The organism is Salipiger marinus, from assembly GCF_035481585.1.
GTDB classification, from domain to species: Bacteria; Pseudomonadota; Alphaproteobacteria; order Rhodobacterales; family Rhodobacteraceae; genus Salipiger; species Salipiger marinus.
The window spans coordinates 188,640-205,900 of sequence record NZ_JAYKSL010000004.1 but is presented as its reverse complement, the minus strand read 5'-3'; the positions used below and the strand labels follow the sequence as shown (position 1 = coordinate 205,900).

Here is a 17,261-nt window from a genome sequence, read left to right as displayed (position 1 = left end):
CGTTTCAGTTCCCTTCGATCGTCAGCGCCTCGTTCACGAGCGCCTCTTGCTGTGCTTTGTGCTGGCTGGCCAGACCCGTCGCGGGCGAGGCCGAGGTGGCGCGGCCCACATAGACAGGCCGCTTGTGGGTCGCGTCGATGCGGCCCAGCACCCATTCGATATTCGGCTCGATGAAGGTCCAGGCGCCCTGGTTCTTCGGCTCTTCCTGACACCAGATCATCTGCGCGCCCTTGAACCGCTCCAGCTCCTTGACGAGGCTCAGCGCCGGGAAGGGGTAGAACTGTTCGATCCGCAGCAGATAGACATCGTCGATGCCACGGGCGTCGCGTTCTTCCAGCAGGTCGTAATAGACCTTGCCCGCGCACATCACCACGCGGCGGATCTTGTCATCCGCCACCAGCTTGGCTTCCGAATGGCCCTTTTCGGCATCGTCCCAGAGCACGCGGTGGAAGCTCGACCCGGTGGAGAAATCGGCGGCATCCGACACGGCCAGCTTGTGGCGCAGCAGGGATTTCGGCGTCATCAGGATCAGCGGCTTGCGGTAGCTGCGGTGCAGCTGGCGGCGCAGGATGTGGAAGTAGTTCGCCGGGGTCGAGACGTTCGCGACGATCCAGTTGTCCTGCCCGCACATCTGCAGGAAGCGTTCCAGACGCGCCGAGCTGTGCTCCGGCCCCTGACCCTCGTAACCATGCGGCAGCAGGCAGACGAGGCCGGACATGCGCAGCCACTTGGATTCGCCCGAGCTGATGAACTGGTCGAACATGATCTGCGCGCCGTTGGCGAAATCGCCGAACTGCGCTTCCCACAGGGTCAGCGCATTGGGTTCCGCCAGCGAATAGCCGTATTCGAACCCGGCCACCGCGTATTCGGACAGCGCGCTGTCGATCACCTCGTAGCGGGCCTGACCCTCGCGGATGTGGTTGAGCGGGTAGTACCGCTCTTCGGTGTCCTGATTGATCAGGCCGGAATGGCGCTGCGAGAAGGTGCCGCGCGTGCTGTCCTGACCGGCCAGACGCACCGGATAGCCTTCGGTGAGCAGCGCGCCAAAGGCCATGGCCTCTGCCGTGGCCCAGTCGAAGCCGTGCCCGCTTTCGAACATCTGCGCCCGCGCTTCAAGGAAGCGGCCCACCGTCTTGTGGAGCGGGAAGCCCTCCGGCACGGTGGTCAGGCCCTTGCCGATCTCTGCAAGGGTCTCTTCCTTGATGGCGGTCTCGCCGCGCTGGTAATTGCCTTCCTTCTGGGCATCCAGATGCGACCAGCGCCCGTCCAGCCAGTCGGCCTTGTTGGGCTTGTAGGTCTTGCCCGCCTCGAATTCCTCGTTGAGCTTGGCCTGAAACGCGGCCTTCATGTCCTCGATCTCGCCCTCGGGGATAAGACCGTCCTTGACCAGCCGTTCGGTGTAGAGCGTCAGCGTGGTCTTGTGACCCTTGATCTGCTTGTACATGATCGGGTTGGTGAACATGGGCTCGTCGCCTTCGTTATGTCCGAAGCGACGGTAGCAGAACATGTCGATGACCACGTCCTTGCCGAATTTCTGGCGGAACTCGATCGCGACCTTGGCGGCATGCACCACCGCCTCGGGATCGTCGCCATTGACGTGGAAGATCGGCGCCTCGACCACCAGCGCGTTGTCGGTGGGGTAGGGCGAGGAACGCGAGAAATGCGGCGCCGTGGTAAAGCCGATCTGGTTGTTCACCACGATATGGATGGTGCCGCCGGTGCGGTGCCCGCGCAGGCCCGAGAGCGCAAAACATTCCGCGACAACGCCCTGACCCGCAAAGGCCGCGTCACCATGCAGCAGCACGGGCAGCACCTGCTTGCGGTCGCCATCGCCCAGCTGGTCCTGCTTGGCGCGGACCTTGCCCAACACGACGGGGTTCACCGCCTCGAGGTGCGAGGGGTTGGCGGTCAGTGACAGGTGCACCTTGTTGCCGTCGAACTCGCGGTCCGAGGAGGCGCCGAGGTGGTATTTCACGTCGCCCGACCCGTCCACATCCTCGGGCTTGAAGCTGCCGCCCTGAAATTCGTTGAAGATCGCGCGGTAGGGTTTCTGCAGCACGTTGGCCAGCACCGACAGACGGCCCCGGTGCGGCATGCCGAAGATCACTTCCTTGATCCCCAGCGCGCCGCCGCGCTTGATGATCTGCTCCATCGCCGGGATCAGGCTTTCGCCGCCATCAAGACCAAAGCGCTTGGTCCCCATGTATTTGACATGCAGGAACTTTTCGAAGCCTTCGGCCTCGACCATCTTGTTGAGGATCGCCTTGCGGCCCTCGCCGGTGAACTTGACTTCCTTGCCGTAGCCCTCGATCCGCTCCTTCAGCCATGCCGACTGTTCGGGATCGGAAATATGCATGTATTGCAGCGCGAAGGTGCCGCAATAGGTCCGCTTCAGCACCCCCATGATCTCGCGCATGGAGGCCACCTGCAGCCCCAGCACGTTGTCGATGAAGATGGGCCGGTCCATGTCGGCCTCGGCAAAGCCATAGGCCTTGGGGTCAAGCTCGGGATGCGGGTCGCGGCCATGCAGGCCCAGCGGATCCAGATCGGCGGCGAAATGGCCGCGGATGCGGTAGGCGCGGATGATCATCAGCGCGCGGATGGAATCCAGCACGGCACGCTTCACCTGATCGTCGCTCAGGTTGACGCCCTTTTCGGCGGCCTTCTCGGCAATCTTGCGGCCCGCGCCCTTGGCTTCGGCGGGGGCGGCCATCGGCCATTCGCCGGTCAGCGCGGCGGTCAGGTCGTCATTGGGCACCGGCGGCCAGTCGGCGCGCTGCCACGAGGCGCCCTGCGCCTCTTTCTTCACGCTGGTCTCGTCATCGCCAAGCGCGCGGAAGAACTCGGCCCAGGCCTCGTCCACCGCCTTGGGGTCGGTGGCGTAGCGGGCATACATCTGTTCGAGATATTCCGCGTTCGCGCCCTGCATGAAGCTGAGGGCGTGAAACTGGTCGTTTGAGCTTTGATCCGTCATTGCGCGTATTCCTTTTCGACCGATCGGTGAAGCAGCCTGGGCGACCCCCCGCAACGGGGCCCGACCGGGCGGCTTCGGACAGGGGCTCAGGGGCGGCCGGAGCCGCCCCTCAGACATAACTTAGGCGTTGATCGCCTTCATGACAGCCTCACCCAGCGTTGCCGGGCTGTCTGCCACCACGATTCCGGCGGATTTCATCGCCTCGATCTTCGATTCCGCGTCGCCCTTGCCACCGGCGACGATGGCGCCGGCATGGCCCATGCGGCGTCCCGGAGGGGCGGTGCGGCCCGCGATGAAGCCCGCGATCGGCTTCCAGCGGCCTTTTTTCTTCTGCTCGGCGATGAAGGCCGCAGCCTCTTCCTCGGCGGAGCCGCCGATTTCGCCGATCATGATGATGGCCTGAGTTTCCGGGTCATCAAGGAACATGTCGAGCACATCGATATGTTCGGTGCCCTTGATGGGGTCGCCGCCGATGCCCACGGCAGAGGACTGGCCCAGACCCAGATCGGTGGTCTGCTTGACCGCCTCGTAGGTCAGCGTGCCCGAACGCGACACGACGCCGACCGAGCCGCGACGGTGGATGTGGCCGGGCATGATGCCGATCTTGCAGGCATCGGGGGTGATGACGCCCGGGCAGTTCGGCCCGATCAGCCGCGACTTGCTGTTCAGCAGCGCGCGCTTGACCTTCATCATGTCCAGCACCGGAATGCCTTCGGTGATGCAGACGATCAGCTCCATCTCGGCGTCGATCGCCTCGAGGATGGAATCGGCCGCGAAGGGCGGGGGCACATAGATCACCGAGGCATTGGCTTCGGTCACGTGCTTCGCCTCGTGGACCGAGTTGAAGACCGGCAGACCCAGATGGTCGGTGCCGCCCTTGCCGGGGGTCACGCCGCCGACCATCTTGGTGCCATAGGCGATGGCCTGTTCGGAGTGGAAAGTCCCCTGCGAGCCGGTGATGCCCTGACAGATGACCTTGGTGTGTTCGTTTACGAGAACTGCCATTTCATTCTTCCTCGAAATGCGACCTCACGAAGCCTGCAACATCGGGCTCCAGCGAGGTGATTTTGTTGAGTGCATGCGCGTAGATGGGCCTTGCGGCATCGCCATCGGCAGGCGGGGCGACCTGATCCAGATCCAGCGGGCGCAGCGGCGCGCCGTGGGTGATCCGGACGGCCAGCACAAGCTCCTTGTGCGTGCCGTCGCCCGCCGTGTTGGCGAAGCTGTCGATCCGGGCCTCGAGGACCGTGCCGCGCGCGGCCAGCCCGTGCCCGCCGGACCGTTCGGAGGTCCAGACAAAGATCTCCTCTCCGGTCATGGCATCTGCCGCGCCGTAGGGCCGCGCGTGGATCTGCGCGACCCCGTCCGCGTCAACGTCCAGCGGAGGGTCGATTCTTGCGATCAGCGCCATGCCGTTCAGCCCTTCACAGCCTTCACGATCTTCTCGGCACCGTCGCTGAGGTTGTCCGCGGCGATCACGTTCATGCCGGAATTGGCAATGATCTCTTTGCCCAGTTCCACGTTGGTGCCTTCAAGACGCACCACCAGCGGCACCTGCAGGCCAACTTCCTTGACCGCGGCGATCACGCCCTCGGCGATCACGTCGCAGCGCATGATGCCGCCGAAGATGTTGACGAGGATGCCCTTCACGTTCTTGTCGGAGGTGATGATCTTGAACGCCTCGGTCACCTTCTCCTTGGTGGCGCCGCCGCCCACGTCGAGGAAGTTGGCAGGCTCGGCCCCGTAGAGCTTGATGATGTCCATGGTCGCCATGGCCAGACCCGCGCCGTTCACCATGCAGCCGATCTCACCATCAAGCGCGATGTAGTTCAGGTCATACTTGGAGGCTTCGAGTTCCTTGGAATCCTCCTCGGTCTCGTCGCGCAGGTTGGCGATGTCGGGCTGGCGATACATCGCATTGCCGTCAAAGCCGAGCTTGGCGTCCAGAACCTTGAGGTTGCCGCCGGGCATGAGGATCAGCGGGTTGATCTCCAGCATCTCCATGTCCTTCTCGACGAAGGCCTTGTAGAGCTGACCCATCAGCTTGACGCACTGCTTCATGGCCGGGCCTTCAAGACCCAGCGTGAAGGCGACGCGGCGGCCGTGATAGGGCTGGTAGCCGGTGGCCGGATCGACCGAGAAGGACAGGATCTTCTCCGGGGTGGAGGCCGCCACTTCCTCGATGTCCATGCCGCCTTCGGTGGAGCAGACGAAAGAGATGCGGCTGGTCACGCGGTCCACCAGCAGCGCCAGATACAGCTCGCGCTCGATGTCCGAACCGTCTTCGATATAGACGCGGTTGACCTGCTTGCCCGCCGGACCGGTCTGGTGGGTCACCAGCGTCTTGCCCAGCATCTTCTTGGCTTCCTCGGCGGCTTCTTCCACCGATTTGGCAAGACGGACGCCGCCTTTTTCACCAGCCTCGGCTTCCTTGAACTTGCCCTTGCCCCGGCCGCCCGCGTGAATCTGCGCTTTCACCACCCAGAGCGGACCGTCCAGCGCGCCGGCAGCGGTCTTGGCTTCATTGGCGGAAAGCACGATGCGGCCGTCCGAAACCGGGCAGCCATAGTCGCGCAGAAGCGCTTTCGCCTGATATTCATGAATGTTCATGGAAGACTCTTCCCGTCTTGCTGCGATTTCGGGGGTGGTATAAGCCGCCTTCCCCCTGCCTGCGAAGGGAAATCTTGCACAAAGCGAAGATTGGCGGAAAAATTCCGGTCAATGTGATCACAGGTTTCCGGGGTGTGATCACATAGTTCCGCCCCCGTGGAATCCGTTAGCGCCGTCAGCCTTCAGAATCATCCGTATCGCAACCGGAGCGTGCAGAATAGAAAAAGGGCCCCGGCGCGTTTCCGCAGCCGGAGCCCTCCGTCGGGGTGCGTTCTGGCTCAGGCGAGCGAGGAGTCGATGCCCTTGCAGGCCTCCACAAGACCCTTCACCGCGCTGACCGAGCTGTCGAACATCGCCTGTTCGTCCTTGGTCATCTTGATGTCGACGATCTTCTCGATGCCACCGGCGCCGATGATGGTGGGCACGCCCACATACATGCCGTTCAGGCCGAATTCGCCGTCACACCATGCCGCGCAGGGCAGCAGGCGCTTCTGGTCTTTCAGATAGGCTTCGGCCATTTCGATGGCGCTGGTGGCGGGGGCGTAGAAAGCCGACCCGGTCTTCAGCAGGCCCACGATTTCGGCGCCGCCGTCGCGGGTGCGCTGCACGATCGCGTCCAGCTTGTCCTTGGTGGTCCAGCCCATGTCCACCAGATCGGGCAGGGGGATGCCCGCCACGGTGGAATAGCGCACCAGCGGCACCATCGTGTCGCCATGCCCGCCCAGAACGAAGGCGGTCACGTCCTTCATGGACACGTCGAATTCAAGGCTGAGGAAGTGGCGGAAGCGTGCGGAATCGAGCACGCCGGCCATGCCGCAGACCTTGTTCGCGGGCAGGCCCGAAAACTGCTGCAGCGCCCAGACCATGGCGTCGAGCGGGTTGGTGATGCAGATCACGAAAGCGTCCGGCGCGTTGTCGCGGATGCCTTCGCCCACGGATTTCATGACCTTGAGGTTGATGCCCAGCAGGTCGTCCCGGCTCATGCCGGGTTTGCGCGGCACACCGGCGGTGACGATGCAGACATCGGCCCCCGCGATATCCGCGTAGTCCTGAGTGCCCTTGAGCTTGGCGTCAAACCCTTCGGAGGGGCCGGATTCCGCGATATCGAGCGACTTGCCTTCGGGCGTACCCTCGGCGATGTCGAAAAGCACGATGTCGCCCAGCTCCTTCAGGGCTGCCAGGTGGGCAAGCGTGCCACCGATCTGTCCCGCGCCGATGAGGGCGATCTTGGGTCTGGCCATGGATCTGTTCTCCGCTCCATTGTGAAGTCCGCCGCTTGCGTAAGGGCTTGCGGCCCTGCGTGCAAGGGCGCTGCACAGCGGCGTTTCGGAAGCGGCAGAGGATGAGCCGGACATTGTTTGCGCTAAACATCGCCATTCCAACGCCTTACTCGCCGACCTCGCCTGCGGGGCGGGCATGCCCCCTGCGCCGGTCTGCCCGGCCCGGCATCACCCGCCGCCGCGTCCGGGCCTGTCCCGCCTCGAATCTGCGCGCCTTCATCTTGCCCGGCAAACTCCGGGGGAGGCCGCGCGCAGGCGCGGACGGGGGCAGAGCCCCCAGCGCGCCAGACCTCAGGCATCGCTGCCCGGCGGGGTCAGCAGCGCCGCCGCCACCTCGAAAGCCTGTCCGCTGGCCAGCAGACAGGTCAGGCCCGCGGGCGTGGTCACGGTGATGGTCCATGTGCCGGTCTCTGCCGAGGCGAAGACCTCCATCACCGCATTGTCGCTGCCCAGCCCGATGGATTGCGGCACCTCGCCATAGCGGCGGGCCAGCTGGTCCACCACCTGATCGCGGGGCGCACAGGCAGGGGTCTGTGCAAGGGCGGGTGCGGCGCAGATCGCCAGTCCCAGCCCCCCGAGTGCCATTTTCCAGCTCATCGTGTCACCCTTTCGGCTTGGACGGATCCGCTGCCGCGGTCCTGCCCCCATGTCCCCTGACCAGATCCTTGCCCGCTTCCCGCCGTGCTTTTGTCTCTGCCCTCACTCTCCTCCCAAAACCCGAAGGAGAGGTTAACCGGAGCGCGCGCTGCGCCTTTCTCTGCATTGCAGCGACAGGGTGCTTGCATTTTTCGGCAAATAATGGCCCCTATCACGCAACTTTGTTTCTCAAGGGAGGAAACCATGGACCTCGCGCTTCGCCCCTACCGCTCGGTGCTGTATATTCCCGGCTCCAAGGACCGCGCGCTCGACAAGGCGCGCAGCCTTGCCGTGGATGCGGTCATCTTCGATCTGGAAGACGCGGTCGCCCCCGCCGAAAAAACCGCCGCGCGTGCGACGCTGACCGCGGCGCTGGCCATGGGCGGCTATGGCGCGCGCACGCGGATCGTGCGGATCAACGGGCTCGACACCGAATGGGGCGAGGCGGATGCCCGCGCCGCCGCCAGCATGGACTGCGACGCGGTGCTGCTGCCCAAGGTGGAAAGCCCCGCGCAGCTTGACGCGCTGGCCGCCCTGACCGGCAAACCGCTCTGGGCCATGATGGAAACGCCGCGCGGCATGCTGAACGCCGCCGCCATCGCCGCGCATCCCCGGCTGGCGGGCATGGTGATGGGCACCAATGATCTGGCCAAGGAGCTGAATTCCCGCTTCCGCGCCGACCGCCTGCCGATGCTGACCGCGCTGCAGCTGTGCCTGCTGGCCGCCAAAGCCCATGGCCGGATCATCGTCGACGGGGTCTATAACGCCTTCAAGGACGATTCCGGGCTGCGCGCCGAATGCGATCAGGGCCGCGACATGGGCTTTGACGGCAAGACCCTGATCCATCCCGCGCAGGTGGAGATCGCCAATGCCGCCTTTGCCCCCACCGAGGCGGAGATCGACCTCGCACGTCGGCAGATCGCGGCTTATGAGGCCGCCGCCGCCGAGGGGCAGGGGGTTGCCGTGGTCGATGGCCGCATCGTCGAGAACCTGCATGTGGCCACGGCGAAATCGCTGCTGGCCCGTGCCGAAGCCATTGCCGCGCTGGCACAATAAGGCGAGGGTGGGCGCAGATTGAACAGGAGTTCCCCATGCTGATCCTCATCCTAGGTCTGCTCCTCTGGTCCGGCGCCCATCTGTGGAAACGGCTGGCCCCGGCGCAGCGCGCAGCCATCGGCCCCAAGGGGCGCGGGCTTGCCACCGCAGGCATTCTGGCGGGGCTTGTCCTCATGATCCTTGGCTACCGCATGGCCGATGGCGCGTTTGTCTGGGGGCGGCACCCGGCGACCGTAGGCCTCAACAACCTGCTGACGCTGTTTGCCGTCTATCTTTTTGCCGCCTCGGGCATGAAGACCGCGATCACCGCCCGCATCCGCCATCCGCAGCTGACGGCGGTCAAGGCTTGGGCGGTAGCGCATCTGCTGGTGAATGGCGACGTGCCCTCCTTCGTGCTGTTCGGCGGCCTGCTGGCCTGGGCGGTGGTGGAGGTGATCCTCATCAACCGCCAGACCCCGTGGACCCGGCCCACCGGCCCCTTCCCGGCGCGCAAGGAAATCATGGCGCTGGTCGGCACCGTGATCGTCTATGGGGCGATTGTCGCCGTGCATTATCTTCTTGGCTACCCAACCTTCGGATAAGTTCATGAAACTCTATCGTTTTCTGAGTGCTGACGACACGTCGGCCTTCTGCCACAAGGTCACCGACGCCCTGAACAAGGGCTGGGAGCTTCACGGCAGCCCGACCTATGCCTTTGACGCCGCGAATGGCGTCATGCGCTGCGGGCAGGCCGTGGTGAAGGAGGCGCCGGGCATCTACACCCCCGAGACGAAGCTGGGGGCGCAGTGATGGCCAAGACCAATCCGGGCCGCTTTTTCGAGCATTACCGGCTGGGTCAGGTGATCGAGCATGCCGTGCCGCGCACGGTCAGCGGCGGCGAACGGGCGCTGTATCACGCGCTTTATCCCGCGCGGCATGCGCTTTATTCCTCGGACGAGTTTGCCCGCGCCTGCGGGCTGCCCGCCGCGCCGCTGGACGATCTGGCGGCGTTCCATCTGGTCTTCGGCAAGACCGTGCCGGATGTGTCGCTGAACGCGGTGGCCAATCTGGGCTATGCCGAGGGCCGCTGGCACCATCCGGTGATGCCGGGCGACACGCTGCGGGCGCGCTCGACGGTGATCGGGCTGAAACAGACCTCCAGCGGCGGGTCGGGGGTGGTCTATGTCCGCACCGAAGGGCGCAACCAGCGTGACGATCTGGTGCTGGACTATGTGCGCTGGGTGCTGGTGCGCAAGCAGGACCAAGGCCTGCCCGCCCCGGATCCGGTGGTGCCCGATCTGAAGCCGGCGCTGCAGGCGGCGGATCTGGTCATCCCGCAGGGGCTGGATTTCAGCGCTTATGATTTTGCGCAGGCGGGCGAGCCGCATCGCTGGGGCGATTATGCCGTGGGCGAGACCATCGACCATGTCGACGGCGTCACCATCGAGGAGGCAGAGCATATGCTCGCCACGCGCCTGTGGCAGAACACCGCCAAGGTGCATTTCGACGCCACCTTCCGCGAGGACGGGCGGCGGCTGATCTATGGCGGGCATGTGATGTCGCTGGCCCGCGCGCTCAGCTTCAACGGGCTGGCCAATGCGCAGATGATCGTGGGGCTGAACGGCGGCGCCCATGCCAATCCCTGTTTCGCCGGGACCACGGTCCGGGCGTGGTCCGAGGTGCTGGACAAGGCGGAAACCAAGGCCCCCGGGGTCGGCGCGATCCGGCTGCGGCTGGTGGCCACAAGCGGCGGAGCCCCCTTCGAGCTGAGGGGTGAGGATGGCCGCTATCTGCCGCATGTCCTGCTGGATCTGGACTACTGGGCGCTGATGCCGCTTTAGCCGCAGCGGCCTGAGTCGCTGCCGCGTCCCGCCCGCCGTGGGGCGCAACCTTCTGGAAAAGGCGATCATTCCGCTAGGGAATCCGTTAGCGCCGCAAATGTGATCACGGTTTTCAGGCTGTGATCACATTAGCCCCTCATTTTTTCGCTATCACGGCAAAAAATGCGATCAATGCATGTGCAGCGACGTGACAGGGCAGGGGAAAAGCCGGTAGAAACCGGCCACAAGGGAACACAAAGGACAAGCCATGGCCGACGAGAACCGGATCCAACGCCCGCTCTCCCCTTTCATGATCGGGCCCTATTACCGACCTCAGCTCACCTCCATGAGCTCCATTCTCACCCGCATCACTGGCAACGCGCTGATCGTCGCCACCTTTGCGATGGTGTGGTGGTTGCTGGCGCTGGCCGCCGGGCCCGAGGCCTTTGCCACCGCCGAATGGTGGATCACCAGCTGGGTGGGCAATCTGGTGATGCTGCTGTCGCTCTGGGGCATGTGGTATCACTACCTTGCCGGGCTGCGGCATCTCGCGTTCGACGCGGGCAAGGCGCTGGACATTCCCACCGCCGAAAAGCTCGGCTGGGCCTGCATCTATGGCTCGGTGGTGCTGACCGTGCTGACCGTCCTGCTGTTCTGGATCTGAGGGAGCAACCGATGCGTTACCTGACCGACCGCAAGCGCGCCGTGGGCAAGGGCTCCGCCCATAGCGGGGCCGAACATCACTGGTATATGATCGTCAGCTCCGTTGCTCTGGCCTTCATGGTTCCTACCTTCCTCTACATCTTCGGCAATGCGCTGGGATCCGGCTATGACGCCGCGCTGGCGACCTTCCAGCGGCCGTTTCCGGCGATCCTGACCGGGCTGGTGCTGGTGGTGGGCCTGCAGCATTTCCACAAGGGCGCCCGGGTGATGATCGAGGATTACACCCAAGGCAGCACCCGCAAGCTGCTGATCATGCTGGTGATCGGGCTCAGCTACGCTCTGACCGCCGCCGGGCTCTTCGCGCTCGCCAAGATCGCTCTCTGAGAGAAAGACCGCAAAGATGGCTGCATACGAATACGAGACGCATGACTATGACGTCGTGGTCGTGGGGGCAGGCGGTGCCGGCCTGCGTGCGACCCTTGGCATGGCCGAGCAGGGGCTGCGCACGGCCTGCGTGACCAAGGTGTTCCCGACCCGGTCGCACACCGTCGCGGCACAGGGCGGCATCGCCGCGAGCCTTGCCAACATGGGCCCGGACAACTGGCAGTGGCACATGTATGACACCGTGAAGGGGTCCGACTGGCTGGGCGATACCGATGCGATGGAATACCTCGCCCGTTCCGCCCCCGCCGCGGTCTATGAGCTGGAACATTACGGCGTGCCCTTCTCGCGCACCGAAGAGGGCAAGATCTACCAGCGCCCCTTTGGCGGCCACACCACCGAATTTGGCGAAGGCCCGCCGGTGCAGCGCACCTGCGCCGCCGCCGACCGCACCGGCCACGCCATCCTGCACACGCTTTATGGCCAGTCGCTGAAGAACAACGCGGAATTCTACATCGAATATTTCGCCATCGACCTGATCATGTCGCCCGACGGCGTGTGTCAGGGCGTGGTCTGCTGGAAGCTTGACGACGGCACCATGCATGTCTTCAACGCCAAGATGGTGGTGCTGGCGACCGGCGGCTATGGCCGGGCCTATTTCTCCGCCACCTCGGCGCATACCTGCACCGGCGATGGCGGCGGCATGGTGGCGCGCGCGGGTCTGGCGCTGCAGGACATGGAATTCGTGCAGTTCCACCCGACCGGCATCTATGGCTCGGGCTGCCTGATCACCGAAGGCGCGCGGGGCGAGGGCGGCTACCTCACCAACAAGGAAGGCGAGCGGTTCATGGAACGCTACGCCCCCAACTACAAGGATCTGGCGCCGCGCGACTATGTCTCGCGCTGCATGACCATGGAAATCCGCGAAGGCCGCGGCGTGGGCGAGCATGGCGATCATATCCACCTGAACCTGTCGCACCTGCCCAAGGAAGCGCTGGCCGAACGCCTGCCCGGCATTTCGGAAAGCGCCAAGATCTTTGCGGGCGTCGACGTGACCAAGGAACCGATCCCGGTCCTGCCCACCGTGCATTACAACATGGGCGGCATCCCGACCAACTACTGGGGCGAGGTGCTGAACCCCACCGCCGACAATCCCAATGCCATCGTGCCGGGCCTGATGGCCGTGGGCGAGGCGGGCTGCGCGTCTGTGCATGGGGCGAACCGGCTGGGCTCGAACTCGCTGATCGACCTTGTGGTGTTCGGCCGGGCCGCAGCGATCCGGGCGGGGCAGGTCGTGGACCGCGCCGCATCGGTGGCGGCCTTTGACAAGCCGTCGGTGGACAAGGCCTTTGACCGCTTCGACACGCTGCGCCACGCCGATGGCGCCATCCCCACCGCCGAACTGCGGCTGGAGATGCAGAAGACCATGCAGGCCGACGCGGCGGTGTTCCGCACCGACAAGACGCTGAAAGACGGGGTCGACAAGATGACCGCCGTGGCGGGCAAGATGGCCGACATCAAGGTCACCGACCGCAGCCTTGTCTGGAACAGCGACCTGATGGAAAGCCTCGAACTGACCAACCTGATGCCGAATGCGCTGGCCACCATCGTTGGCGCCGAGGCGCGCAAGGAAAGCCGCGGGGCGCATGCCCACGAGGATTACCCGACGCGCGACGACGACAACTGGCGTGTGCACACCATCGCGCATGTGGATGGGGTCAAGGTGACGCTGAGCCAGCGTCCGGTGGTGCTGGATCCGCTGACCAGCGAAGCCGAGGGCGGCATCAGCCTTGCCAAGATCGCACCTAAGGCCCGGACATTTTGATCGGTCCGCGCCTCATCGGACTGGTCGCGCTGGCCGGGCTTCCCGCCTGCGCCACTGGCGCGTCCCGCGATCCGATGGTGGGCTGCATGCTTCAGATCTCCCTGCCGGGCAGCTACAGCTACCCGGCGGGGCAGCCGGTTCCGGTGGCGACGCCGGGCCCGGACGGCACGCAGGAGGGCGCCGATGCGCTCAACGCCTGCGTGCGGGCGCGCACCACAGGCGCGCTTCCCGCGACACCCGAAACCGGGCCTGTGGCGGGCGACCACCGGGTGGACCTTCGCCAGAATGACGGCGCCACGGTCCGGACCTATACCTATGGCACCCCGCCCTCGCGGAGCGCAGGCCTGCGCAGCCCTACGCCCGCGGCCAGCCCGGCGCGCGGCGCTCACTGCCCGCCGGGGGCATCCGTGCTTTATGGAGGAACCACCTATTGCGTCGGACTCTGATCCTTGCTGCCCTCCTGCCGCTGCTGGCCGCCTGTTCGGCCCAGACGCAGGACCAGATCGCCCGTCAGGCCGCCCGGTCCACCACCGCAAAAGTGGTGGCAGAGCGGTTTCCCGGCGTGCCGGTGCAGCCCGCCATCGACTGCCTGATCAACAACGCCAATGCCACGCAGATCTATGCGCTGGCCAGCGAAGCGGTCACCGGGCCCACCGCAAGCTCGGTGCAGATCGTGACCGAGATCGCGCAGAAACCCGAAACGCTGCGCTGCTTCGGGCAGCAGGCGGTGCCCGCGCTGCTGGCCGGGTTCTGACATGGCTGGCCTGATGTTCCGTGACATTGCTGCCTTGACCCGGTCGACTGGCCGGCGGTGCGGCTGTTTCGGGGTCACGGCATGAGCAGCGGCTGCCCCCTTGCCGGGCTGCCCGCACGCGCGGTCAGCGGTGCCGCTCCCGAGGCGCCGCTGCGGTTTTCGTTTCTCAGCCTTGTCACCCGCCCCGATCAGTATGCGGCCATGGTGTCCAGCTTCGTGGCGCGCGGCTTTACCCCGGATGTTGCGGAATTCCTGTATGTCGACAACCGCGACGGCAATCAGTTTGATGCCTATTCCGGCCTGAACCGGCTGCTGCAGGAGGCGCGCGGCAGCTACCTGATCTGCCTGCATCAGGATGTCCTGGCCCTGCAGGACGACCGCCGCGTGCTGGAGGCGCGACTGGCCGAGCTGGACGCCGCAGCACCCCGCTGGGCCATCGCGGCCAATGCCGGACGCCGGGACGGGCGGTATGTCATCCGCATCAGTGACCGCTGGCGGCTAAATCAGGCGCGCGGCCCCTTTCCGGCAGAGGTGGATGTGGTGGATGAGAATTTCATCCTGCTGCGTCGCGACCGGCTGGTGGCGCCCTCCTGCGATCTGACCGGGTTTCACCTTTACGGGCTGGATCTGGTGCAGCAGGCGCAGGCGCGCGGTCTGACCGCGCATGTGATCGACTTTCATGTGGAACATCAGGGCGAGGCCGTGGTGGACCAGCGATACTTCGACTGCCTCGATGACTACGAGGCCAAGGCGGCGCGCCAGATGCGCACCCGCAAGGTGCCGACGCTGGCGGAGGATGTGTGGCTTGACGGCACGCGCCTGCGCCTTTCGCATCATCTGCTTCGCCTGCGCCGACGTATCAACTATCTCCGGCGGCAGGCGCGTTATGCCCGCCGTCCCCGCGCGAACGCCACTCTTTCAGCCAAGGAGTCCTGAGCCATGGTGCAACTGACGCTTCCCAAGAATTCCAAGATCCGGACCGGAAAGACCTGGCCGAAGCCCGAGGGCGCGACCAATGTCCGGGCCTTCAAGATCTACCGCTGGTCGCCCGATGACGGCGAGAACCCGCGGGTCGACACCTATTTCCTTGATATGGACAAGTGCGGCCCGATGGTTCTGGACGCGCTCATCAAGATCAAGAACGAGGTCGATCCCACCCTGACCTTCCGCCGGTCCTGCCGCGAGGGGATCTGCGGATCCTGCGCCATGAACATCGACGGGATCAACACGCTGGCCTGCATCTATGGTCTCGACGAGATCAAGGGCGAGGTGAAGATCTATCCGCTGCCGCATATGCCGGTGGTCAAGGATCTGATCCCCGACCTGACGCATTTCTATGCGCAGCATGCCTCGATCATGCCGTGGCTGGAAACCAAGACCAATCGTCCGCAGAAGGAATGGCGCCAGTCCATCGAGGACCGCAAGAAGCTGGACGGGCTTTATGAATGCGTGATGTGCGCCTCCTGCTCGACCGCCTGCCCGAGCTACTGGTGGAATTCCGACCGCTATCTGGGCCCGGCCGCGCTGCTGCACGCCTATCGCTGGATCATCGACAGCCGTGACGAGGCGACCGGCGAGCGGCTGAACGATCTTGAGGATCCGTTCAAGCTTTATCGCTGCCACACCATCATGAACTGCGCCAAGACCTGCCCCAAGGGGCTGAACCCGGCTAAGGCGATTTCCGAGATCAAGAAGATGATGCTGAACCGGCACGTCTGATCTGCGGGCTTTGCCGTTCTGACATGGCGCCGTACCCGTCCGGGTGCGGCGCCTTTTCTTTGGATCGGGCATGACGCTGGGGCACGGTTGCGCTGGGTGCATTTCGCAGTTGCAGCATCAACCGGTGCACGGCCCGGCGCGGCGCCTTATGTGACGGGGCGAGGGGGAGCTTGCTGGATCGCAGAAAAGGATGACTCCGATGACCAAGACCGTCACTCCCGCCGAAGCCCGCGCCGCGCTGGAGCAGGCCTATGGCTATTACCAGCCTGAGCCCCGGCTTGTGCCCGCAGCGGAGGCCGAGCCGCGCGAGGATCTGGGCGCCCCGGATTATTACCGGGCGGCTTGACCCGAGGGGCCTTCGGGCCATCTTGCGCGTCATGAATAAACATCGTTCCCGACGAGGCGCAGGGTGATTGTTGCCCTTGGCCTCGTCATCGCCTTTGTGCTGCTGCTGATCTTCACCAACCGCAAGACCCGCCTCTGCCGCTGGCGGGAGACGCGGCGCGAGGGCGACAGCCAGTGGCGCTGCATTTATTGCGGCGCAAAGACCACGGGCCCGCGCGGCAAGACCCCCGAGACCTGTTTCCGGCCCGATCCGTGACGGGGGCGCTGCCCCCGCCGCGCGTGCCGCGCGGCTCCCCCGGGATATTTGGGGTCAGAAGACGCGACGGGCTTGCACGGGCGGGCGCGCCGGGCTTTGCTGCGCAAAAAGGAGCGAGCCATGTGTCCTGACCCCGCTGATGCCGAAGCCCGCCGCGCCGTGGCGCCGGTGATCTGTTATCCGGTCGAAACCCTGCCCGCGCCCGATCTGGCGCTTTACGCCAAGGCGCTGGCGGCGGCGGAGGTGGTGGACAAGGTCGTGGCCGCCCCGCGCGAGGCCTGCGCCTTTCGGGTGCCTGCGGGCGGGTTTTTCCGCATCCGCTGCACGGAGGGTCCGCAGGTCGGCGATCTGAACCTGTGGAACGCTGCCGATCTGTCGGAACGGTTCTATTCCGGCAAGACGCGGGCGCTGCATGGCTCGCATCTGGGGGTGGGGGACCGGATGTGGTCCGGCTTTCCGACGCTGCGGCCCATGGCGACGCTCGTGCAGGACAGTCTGGACTGGTATGGCATCGACGCGTTCGGCGGGGCGGTGCATGACGTGATCGGCACCCGCTGCGATCCCTATACCCACCATCTGCTGAGCGGACAGGCCTATCACCACTGCTGCCATTCCAACCTGACCCGCGCGCTGGCCGAGGCCACGGGGCAGAGCCGTGCGGCGGCGGAGGGATATGTGCAGGATGTGCTCAACGTCTTCATGTGCACCGGCTTTACCCGCGACACGGGGCAGTATTTCATGAAGGCAAGCCCGGTGCGGCCCGGCGACACGCTGACCTTCTTTGCCGAGATTGATCTGCTGGGCGCGCTGAGCGCCTGTCCGGGCGGGGACTGTTCCAGCGAGCACAGTTCGGACGCCGCCGCCTGCTATCCGCTGGAGGTGGAGATCCTTGCAGCACCTGCGGATCTGCTGGCAGGCTGGGCGCCGCCGCCGGTCAATGGCTATGACCGGAGTCACGGCTGA

General features: G+C 65.2%; 20 protein-coding genes. 14 read left to right on the top strand and 6 right to left on the bottom strand.

What is annotated here, in order from left to right; all coding sequences use genetic code 11:
• Nucleotides 1–4: 4 nt before the first annotated feature.
• The 6 genes from VK682_RS07485 to VK682_RS07460 form a co-directional block, all read right to left on the bottom strand.
• A complete protein-coding gene (locus VK682_RS07485) occupies nt 5–2,974 on the bottom strand; it encodes a 2-oxoglutarate dehydrogenase E1 component (RefSeq protein WP_324781614.1) in 2,970 nt (989 codons plus the stop codon).
• Nucleotides 2,975–3,094: 120 nt separating this feature from the next.
• Nucleotides 3,095–3,979, bottom strand: a complete 885-nt coding sequence (gene sucD / locus VK682_RS07480; RefSeq protein WP_089845857.1) for a succinate--CoA ligase subunit alpha — start codon at nt 3,977–3,979, stop codon at nt 3,095–3,097.
• 1 nt (nt 3,980) lies between these two features.
• A complete protein-coding gene (locus tag VK682_RS07475; protein ID WP_230797348.1) occupies nt 3,981–4,385 on the bottom strand; it encodes a hypothetical protein in 405 nt (134 codons plus the stop codon).
• Nucleotides 4,386–4,390: 5 nt separating this feature from the next.
• The gene (sucC, locus tag VK682_RS07470; protein ID WP_089845855.1) at nt 4,391–5,584 is read right to left on the bottom strand and encodes an ADP-forming succinate--CoA ligase subunit beta; all 1,194 of its coding nucleotides are present in this window, start codon (nt 5,582–5,584) and stop codon (nt 4,391–4,393) included.
• 278 nt (nt 5,585–5,862) lie between these two features.
• The gene (gene mdh, locus VK682_RS07465) at nt 5,863–6,825 is read right to left on the bottom strand and encodes a malate dehydrogenase (RefSeq protein WP_089845854.1); all 963 of its coding nucleotides are present in this window, start codon (nt 6,823–6,825) and stop codon (nt 5,863–5,865) included.
• Nucleotides 6,826–7,155: 330 nt separating this feature from the next.
• Nucleotides 7,156–7,461, bottom strand: coding sequence for a hypothetical protein (locus VK682_RS07460; protein WP_324781613.1), 306 nt, complete (start codon nt 7,459–7,461; stop codon nt 7,156–7,158).
• A 243-nt stretch (nt 7,462–7,704) separates the two neighbouring features.
• Between VK682_RS07460 and VK682_RS07455 the strand changes: the two genes are divergently transcribed.
• The 14 genes from VK682_RS07455 (at nt 7,705) to VK682_RS07390 (ending at nt 17,261) form a co-directional block, all read left to right on the top strand.
• A complete protein-coding gene (locus VK682_RS07455) occupies nt 7,705–8,556 on the top strand; it encodes an HpcH/HpaI aldolase/citrate lyase family protein (RefSeq protein WP_230797341.1) in 852 nt (283 codons plus the stop codon).
• A 35-nt stretch (nt 8,557–8,591) separates the two neighbouring features.
• Entirely contained in the window at nt 8,592–9,137 is a 546-nt protein-coding gene (locus VK682_RS07450; protein WP_230797340.1) for an NnrU family protein, read from the top strand.
• Nucleotides 9,138–9,141: 4 nt separating this feature from the next.
• Nucleotides 9,142–9,345, top strand: a complete 204-nt coding sequence (locus VK682_RS07445; RefSeq protein ID WP_089845850.1) for a DUF1737 domain-containing protein — start codon at nt 9,142–9,144, stop codon at nt 9,343–9,345.
• On the top strand, nt 9,345–10,376 hold the full coding sequence (locus VK682_RS07440) for a MaoC family dehydratase (RefSeq protein WP_089845849.1): 1,032 nt from the start codon (nt 9,345–9,347) through the stop codon (nt 10,374–10,376). Before VK682_RS07445 ends, VK682_RS07440 begins: the two co-directional genes overlap by 1 nt.
• A gap of 247 nt (nt 10,377–10,623) precedes the next feature.
• Complete coding sequence (gene sdhC / locus VK682_RS07435; protein ID WP_089845848.1) at nt 10,624–11,019, top strand: succinate dehydrogenase, cytochrome b556 subunit; 396 nt, start codon at nt 10,624–10,626, stop codon at nt 11,017–11,019.
• 11 nt (nt 11,020–11,030) lie between these two features.
• Complete coding sequence (sdhD, locus tag VK682_RS07430; protein ID WP_089845847.1) at nt 11,031–11,402, top strand: succinate dehydrogenase, hydrophobic membrane anchor protein; 372 nt, start codon at nt 11,031–11,033, stop codon at nt 11,400–11,402.
• A 16-nt stretch (nt 11,403–11,418) separates the two neighbouring features.
• The gene (gene sdhA / locus VK682_RS07425) at nt 11,419–13,224 is read left to right on the top strand and encodes a succinate dehydrogenase flavoprotein subunit (RefSeq protein WP_089845846.1); all 1,806 of its coding nucleotides are present in this window, start codon (nt 11,419–11,421) and stop codon (nt 13,222–13,224) included.
• Between the two features lie 86 nt (nt 13,225–13,310).
• Nucleotides 13,311–13,670, top strand: coding sequence for a hypothetical protein (locus VK682_RS07420; RefSeq protein ID WP_230797338.1), 360 nt, complete (start codon nt 13,311–13,313; stop codon nt 13,668–13,670).
• The gene (locus VK682_RS07415) at nt 13,655–13,978 is read left to right on the top strand and encodes a hypothetical protein (RefSeq protein WP_230797337.1); all 324 of its coding nucleotides are present in this window, start codon (nt 13,655–13,657) and stop codon (nt 13,976–13,978) included. Before VK682_RS07420 ends, VK682_RS07415 begins: the two co-directional genes overlap by 16 nt.
• 81 nt (nt 13,979–14,059) lie before the next feature.
• A complete protein-coding gene (locus VK682_RS07410) occupies nt 14,060–14,914 on the top strand; it encodes a hypothetical protein (RefSeq protein ID WP_230797336.1) in 855 nt (284 codons plus the stop codon).
• 3 nt (nt 14,915–14,917) lie between these two features.
• Nucleotides 14,918–15,697: a succinate dehydrogenase iron-sulfur subunit gene (locus VK682_RS07405; protein ID WP_089845843.1), complete on the top strand. Its 780-nt coding sequence runs from the start codon at nt 14,918–14,920 to the stop codon at nt 15,695–15,697.
• Between the two features lie 199 nt (nt 15,698–15,896).
• Entirely contained in the window at nt 15,897–16,043 is a 147-nt protein-coding gene (locus VK682_RS07400; RefSeq protein WP_230797335.1) for a hypothetical protein, read from the top strand.
• 63 nt (nt 16,044–16,106) lie between these two features.
• On the top strand, nt 16,107–16,298 hold the full coding sequence (locus tag VK682_RS07395; protein WP_230797334.1) for a hypothetical protein: 192 nt from the start codon (nt 16,107–16,109) through the stop codon (nt 16,296–16,298).
• Between the two features lie 120 nt (nt 16,299–16,418).
• Nucleotides 16,419–17,261: an urea carboxylase-associated family protein gene (locus VK682_RS07390; protein WP_230797332.1), complete on the top strand. Its 843-nt coding sequence runs from the start codon at nt 16,419–16,421 to the stop codon at nt 17,259–17,261.